Origin of the sequence: Corallococcus sp. CA049B (assembly GCF_003611685.1) — a bacterium.
In the GTDB taxonomy this organism is placed as follows: Bacteria; Myxococcota; Myxococcia; order Myxococcales; family Myxococcaceae; genus Corallococcus; species Corallococcus coralloides.
Genome location: NZ_RAWC01000347.1, coordinates 1 through 5,521, shown reverse-complemented (window position 1 = coordinate 5,521; position 5,521 = coordinate 1). Strand labels below are relative to the sequence as shown.

The following is a 5,521-nucleotide window of genomic DNA, read 5'->3' as shown; positions in this document are numbered from 1 at the left end:
GGGCAGCACGCAGGACGGGGCAGCACGGAGCACAAGCAGCACGGCGGATCAGGGCAGTGCGCATCACCTCGCATCGCGCGGCACCGGGGGCAGCAGGCAGCGCGGTCGAGCAGGGCAGCAAGCAGGTCGCGGGATGGGGCTGGGCGGTGGGACGGAGCAGTGCGCAGTTTGGGGGAGTCCGGCAAAGGCGGTCGAGGTCGCCGGACGGGAGACGTGAAGGGCCGTGAATCAAGACGTGGCGGTGCGAGAGCTTCGCGATCCAGCCGGCGGCGGCATCCAGGCGACGCGACAGTCAGCACCGGACGTGTGGCAGTGGCGGGAGTGGAGTGGCGGGTCGGGGGGAGCAACACGCAGCCGGGTCTCGGAGGGCAGGTGCTCCCGGGATCCGGCGTACCTCGCAAATCTCATCGCGCGTGGCCGCGATGTCTGGAACGGGGAGAATCCTCATGGGAGCGGTGTCCATCGTCACCGCGGCGGTAGCGGCCCTGGCGGCTCACACGGCCATGGCCCAATCAACACCGCAGGTGCAGTCACCCCAGGTGCAGGCACCACAGATGGAAGGCCGTCGGCGGATGAGCAATGATCCGGAGCGGCTGGCGCCCTTCGGTCTGATGCTCGACGCGGGCATGCCCGAAGGCGCAGGACTCTCCGGCGTCCTCCGGCCTTCGCAGCACCTGCGCATCCACCTCGGCGGCGCGCACAACGGTCTGCGAGGCGCCTTGCGCGCGGGACTCACGCTGCTCCCGCTGAAGGGCAAGCTCTCTCCCTCGTTCTCATGGGAGTTCGGACACGCGCAGGCCGCGAGCACGAAGACCTTGAACCGGCGGCTGGCGGACAGCACGCAGCTGCCCACCTCCTCCATGGAGCGCGTGGGCTACACGTACATCAGCACGCACGTGGGCCTGGAGTTCAACGCCACCCGGCGCCTCAGCTTCTTCGTGCGCGGCGGCATGAGCTTCATGGAGATGGACGTCCCCAGCCTCCAGAAGCTGGACGAGCCCTTCCGCGACTCGCTGTCTCCCGTGGAGACGCAGTCGTGGATGATGCGCAAGGTGCAGCCGTCGGGAAAACTCGGCCTCACCTTCTTCTTCGGTTGATCAGCGGGCGAGCACCCGCTCGAAGAACGCGAGCGCCTGCGCCTCCGCCCAGAAGTACGGGCGGTGCACGCGGCCCGCGACGAAGCCCACGTGGCCGCCCTGTTCGGTGAGCACCACGCTGAGGAACGGGTTGTCCCGCGCGGAAGGCGGAATCACCGGCGCCTCCAGCATCGGATCATCCGCGGAGCTCAAGAGCAGCGTGGGCCGGCGGATGTCCGCGAGCCTGGGCCCCGACGACGCCTCCCGGTAGTAGTGCTCCGCGTCCCGGAAGCCATGCAGCGGCCCGGTGACCACGTCGTCATAGCCCCGGATGGTGCGCGCCGCCTCCATGCGCGTCCCGTCGAACGCGCCCGGGAACCGCCGCAGCTTCGCGCGGGCCTTGCTCTTGAGCGTGCGCAGGAACCGCTCGCGGTAGAGCCAGTGGTAGCCGCTGCCGCCATCCAGCTTGCGGCAGCACGCGTCCAGGTCGTACGGCGCGCTGATGGACGCGGCGGCCACCACCGGCGCCTGCTCGCCCGTCTCCTCCAGCAGCCGGCACAGCACGTTGGCGCCCAGGGAGAAGCCCACCGCGAGCATGGGCCCGGTGATGCGCTCGCGCACGTCCGCCATCACCAGCAGCGTGTCCGCCGTGTCGCCGGAGTGGTACGCCCGGGCCAGCCGGTTCGGCTCCCCGCTGCACGAGCGGAAGTTGATCGCCGTGGCGCCCCAGCCGCGCTTCGCCGCGCCCCGCAGCACCTCCGTGACGTAGCCCGCCTGCGAGGACCCCTCCAGGCCGTGCAGCACCACCACGTGCGGCGCGCCCTTCGGCCCGTCGAAGGTGTCCAGGTCGACGAAGTCCCCGTCCGGCAGATCCCTCCGCTCCCTGCGCAGGGGCGGCACGCGCGTGGGGCGCACGAGCGACGCGTAGATGGTCTGCGCATGCGCGCCGCGAAGGCCCGGCGCGGGAACGAACGGCTCGGTGGGCTGGAAGTTCACTTCCGCTCCCTGAGGGCGCGCGCCATCCGCATGGAGGCGCAGCCGGACTTGCGCACGGCCTCCGCCTCCGCGGTGAGCTGGAACAGCGCCAGGTAGTTGTTCACGCGTTCTTCCAACGTGGGGGCCTCGATGCGGCGGCACACCTCGTCCGCCGCGTAGTCCCGGCACACCTGGGGCCGCCGCTCGTACACGGTGCACAGGTTGTCCGCGCCCAGGTGCGGGCACCGCAGCCCCAGCGGCTTGTCCAGCGCGGCGATGTCCGGCGCCACGCAGCAGGCGCCACAGCAGGTGCACTCCATGAGACTCCTCGGGCGGTGCTGCTTCAGCGGCGGACGGCCTGCTCCACCTTGCCCAGGTTCGTCACCGTGAGCGTGACGCCCTGACCCTTCTTCCACGCGACGAACTCGTCCTCGCGCGTGGGCTTCACCTCGTGCTGCTTCACGCCGTCGTCGTCGTAGCGCACGAGCACGGTGTAGTCCTCCTCGCGCCGCACCCGCTCGTTCGTCCCGGCGGTGAGCTCCGGCCAGCGCGGCGGCCCCTCCGTGCCCTTGAGCTCGCGCGTGTCCACCGGCTTCCACACGTACGTGTCGTAGGCGCACTGCTGCGCGTAGACGGGCTCGTTGCGGTAGCGCGTCTCCGTATCGCAGTCCTCGTAGGACTCGTTGCAGTACTTCGTCACGTCGTGACAGACCTCTTCGGCGAAGCCGTTGCCCTTGTCGCGGCGGGTGCACTTCTCCTCGGTGCCGCAGGCCACCTTGCGCGTCTTCGTCCGGCAGACGCGCTGGGTGCCGTCCGCCACCCGGCGGGTGCCGCGCTGGCGGGACACGCAGTCGCGGATGTTCGTCACGCCCGCGACCTCGCCCGCGCCGTTCACCGGCATGCGCGGCGAGGTGGTGCTCAGCTCGTCCCGCCAGCCCGTGCGCGTCTCCGGGACGAAGCGCTCCTGCACCAGCGCGCGGCGCCAGCTCGTGGCCACCACCTCGCCCTTGAGCTCATGCTTCATGTTGCCCCAGATGCCCACCGCGCAGGTGCCCAGGCAGCACGAGCTCAGGATGCCCACCACGATGAGCGCCACCTTCCCGAAGCGGCGGGGCTTGGGCGCGGGCTTGGGTGGCACCTTGGGGCCCAGGTCCGCGAGCGGCGCGGCCTTCGCATCCGAGCCCCGTTCGGCGGAGCACTGCCGGCAGCGCTTGCCGTCGCCCCTGTTCGCGGCGCCGCAGTAGGCGCAGAACCAGTCCTCGCCGGCCCCGGCCAGGTCCAGGGCCTGTTCGTCGGAGACACCCTCGCGGGTGGACCTGCCGGAGGCCGCGTCCACGTCACCGAAATCGAACTCGGACTCCTTGCCGCTCAGCTCCCGCGGGTTGTTGCAGGAGGGGCAGTTCTTGTGACGGGCGGGGATGTTCTTGGCGCCGCAGGACGTGCAGTTCCAGGTTCCCTCGATGATGCGCCTTCGCTCGGCCATGGGGCGCATCCTAGGGGACCTGTCGCCGCCTGACACATCCGGTGGAGGCGGATGCCTCCGTTCCCACCAGGCCGGCGGCAGGAAGCCAGACCGCCGCCCTGGCCGCGAAGCTCACACCCACAGGGCGCGAGGGAAGGGGACCTCCGGCGCGGAAGGCAGCCCCGGGCGCAGCGGACGCAGCATGGGCAGCGACCCGTCCCGCTGCACGCGCACCGCCCCGGGGACCCCGCCAAGCAGTGACGCCGTCGCGGGCTCCTCCCACCACACCACGCGCTTGAGCCCCGCCTGGTGCGCCACGCGGCGCGCCTCCGTGAGCAGCACCTCCGCCGCGGAGGCGTCCCGCGCATCCAGCATCAGCACCACCAGCTCGCCGTAGCGCGCGTTCATCGTCCACAGCGCGGTGGACTCGCCCACCACCGCGCCGCACGTCCGGGGCCGGGGCCGCGCGAGCAGGTCCGCGTAGATGCGCTCCCGCTCCAGGTGCCAGTCCACCTGCGCGGCGCCAGGCCACAGGAAGAAGGGCACGTCCGGCTGGCGCATCCGCGCGAGCGCCCCCGCCACGTCCGTCTCCTGGAGGCCTCCGTCCACGGGCCGTCCCCCCGGTGCCTCCGCCGCGTCCAGGTGCCAGTCCCACGCGGGCACCTCCACGTAGCCCGACCGGCGATACAGCGGCGCCCCGACGTCGGAGAACAGGACCACCGAGTGCGGACGCGGCGCCACCCGCTCCAATTCCGCGGCGACGGCGTCCATCAACCGGGTGGCGTGTCCCCGCCCGCGCAGGTGCTCCTCCGTGTACACGCTGGCGATGGCGTAGCTGTCCCCTTGCGTCAGCTGTCCGTCCGCGCTCCGCAGGAAGCTGTCCGTGTGGAAGGTCTCGCACGACGCCAGCACCCGGCCGTCGTCCGCCAACCACAGCCACGTGTTCATGCCCTCGCGGCTCCACGGGTGCGCGCGCAGCCGCGCTTCGCGCTCCTGGTACTGCGGCACGCTCAGGGGCGAACCCCACGCGGCATGGGTGACGGCGTCGCGCTGCGCCTTCTGCGCGTCGGTGGCGAGGACGAGTGACATGGTGCCGGGCACGCTAGACACGTGCCCCGCCCTCGCGCGAGCCCTACAGCGTCGTGGTGTACGGGAACCGGAAATGCAGCTGCAGGTACGCCTGCCCCACGTGGAAGATGCCGTCCCCCAGCGAGTCCGGCAGCCCCAGCCCGCCCAGCTCCTGCGGCACGTAGAACGTGGACTCCCAGCCCACGCTGACCAGGAAGCTCTTCGCCAGCTGGAACTCCAGGTCCGCGCCCAGGCTCGCTCCGGGCCGCAGGAGGTGCGTGTCCGGCAGCGTGTCGGAGAAGATGTACGCGTACGTCAACACCAGCCCCACGCCCAGCTTGAAGCGCACCGGACTGGACGACAGTGGCACCCCCAGCCCCAGCGGCTTGAACGTCACGCCGTACATCCCCGTGTCGCGATACTTCGGCGAGATGATGAACGAGTCCGGGATGAAGATGGACGGCGAGATGCGGATCTCGTCCATCTGCTTCGCCTGCTTCCGGTAGCGCGCGGGAATCGCGCGCTGGTTCTTGCGCAGCCACTCCTTGTCCAGCACCGCGTCCACCGACAGCTTCAGCCCCGTGTGCAGCAGCTGGTCGTCCGCGATGGGACCGGAGAACACGAACACCGCCGGCCCCACGCCCACATCCACCGGAACGGTGACCTTCTGTGCCGCCGGAGCGACGGCGGGCCAGGACACCAACACGAACAGCAGCGCGAGCAGGGTGGGCCTCAAGGGCGGGTCCTCACATACCGGGTCCAGGAAGGGACCGCATTTCGAGCCTAGAAGGTGAAGACGCTCCCTGTCCCGCGGCGCTAAGAAGTTCGCGCCGGAAAGGGAGCCGGCACTTTCACGCTCCCTTGCAGGTCCGCTGCCGCACCTGCCTCACCCAAGGAACCTCGATGCTCCCCGTTGCGCTGCTGCTCGCCTCGTCACTGC

General features: G+C 70.9%; 6 protein-coding genes. 1 reads left to right on the top strand and 5 read right to left on the bottom strand.

The features are described 5' to 3' along the window. The first annotated feature begins 446 nt into the window (after nt 1-446). Entirely contained in the window at nt 447-1,097 is a 651-nt protein-coding gene (locus tag D7W82_RS38060; RefSeq protein ID WP_120622950.1) for a hypothetical protein, read from the top strand. Here the strand turns inward: D7W82_RS38060 and D7W82_RS38055 are convergent, their stop codons facing one another. From D7W82_RS38055 to D7W82_RS38035, 5 genes are all read right to left on the bottom strand, one after another. After that, nucleotides 1,098-2,072 carry a hydrolase gene (locus D7W82_RS38055; RefSeq protein ID WP_120622949.1) on the bottom strand — a complete coding sequence of 325 codons (975 nt, stop codon included), beginning with the start codon at nt 2,070-2,072 and terminating at the stop codon, nt 1,098-1,100. It lies immediately after the preceding gene. After that, nucleotides 2,069-2,371 (bottom strand): YkgJ family cysteine cluster protein, encoded by a 303-nt coding sequence (locus D7W82_RS38050; RefSeq protein ID WP_120622948.1) that lies wholly within the window; start codon nt 2,369-2,371, stop codon nt 2,069-2,071. The genes D7W82_RS38055 and D7W82_RS38050 overlap by 4 nt, the downstream gene beginning before the upstream one ends. A 23-nt stretch (nt 2,372-2,394) precedes the next feature. Further along, entirely contained in the window at nt 2,395-3,534 is a 1,140-nt protein-coding gene (locus tag D7W82_RS38045) for a hypothetical protein (RefSeq protein ID WP_120622947.1), read from the bottom strand. 111 nt (nt 3,535-3,645) lie between these two features. Further along, nucleotides 3,646-4,602, bottom strand: coding sequence for a GNAT family N-acetyltransferase (locus D7W82_RS38040; protein WP_120622946.1), 957 nt, complete (start codon nt 4,600-4,602; stop codon nt 3,646-3,648). A 43-nt stretch (nt 4,603-4,645) separates the two neighbouring features. Further along, on the bottom strand, nt 4,646-5,317 hold the full coding sequence (locus D7W82_RS38035) for a hypothetical protein (RefSeq protein ID WP_120622945.1): 672 nt from the start codon (nt 5,315-5,317) through the stop codon (nt 4,646-4,648). Nucleotides 5,318-5,521: the final 204 nt, after the last annotated feature.

Bases quoted from the DNA above. Each gene is read 5' to 3' on its own strand.
- D7W82_RS38060 (WP_120622950.1), top strand. From the start codon at position 447: ATGGGAGCGGTGTCCATCGTCACCGCGGCGGTAGCGGCCCTGGCGGCT.
- D7W82_RS38045 (WP_120622947.1), bottom strand. From the start codon at position 3,534: ATGGCCGAGCGAAGGCGCATCATCGAGGGAACCTGGAACTGCACGTCC.
- D7W82_RS38050 (WP_120622948.1), bottom strand. From the start codon at position 2,371: ATGGAGTGCACCTGCTGTGGCGCCTGCTGCGTGGCGCCGGACATCGCC.
- D7W82_RS38040 (WP_120622946.1), bottom strand. From the start codon at position 4,602: ATGTCACTCGTCCTCGCCACCGACGCGCAGAAGGCGCAGCGCGACGCC.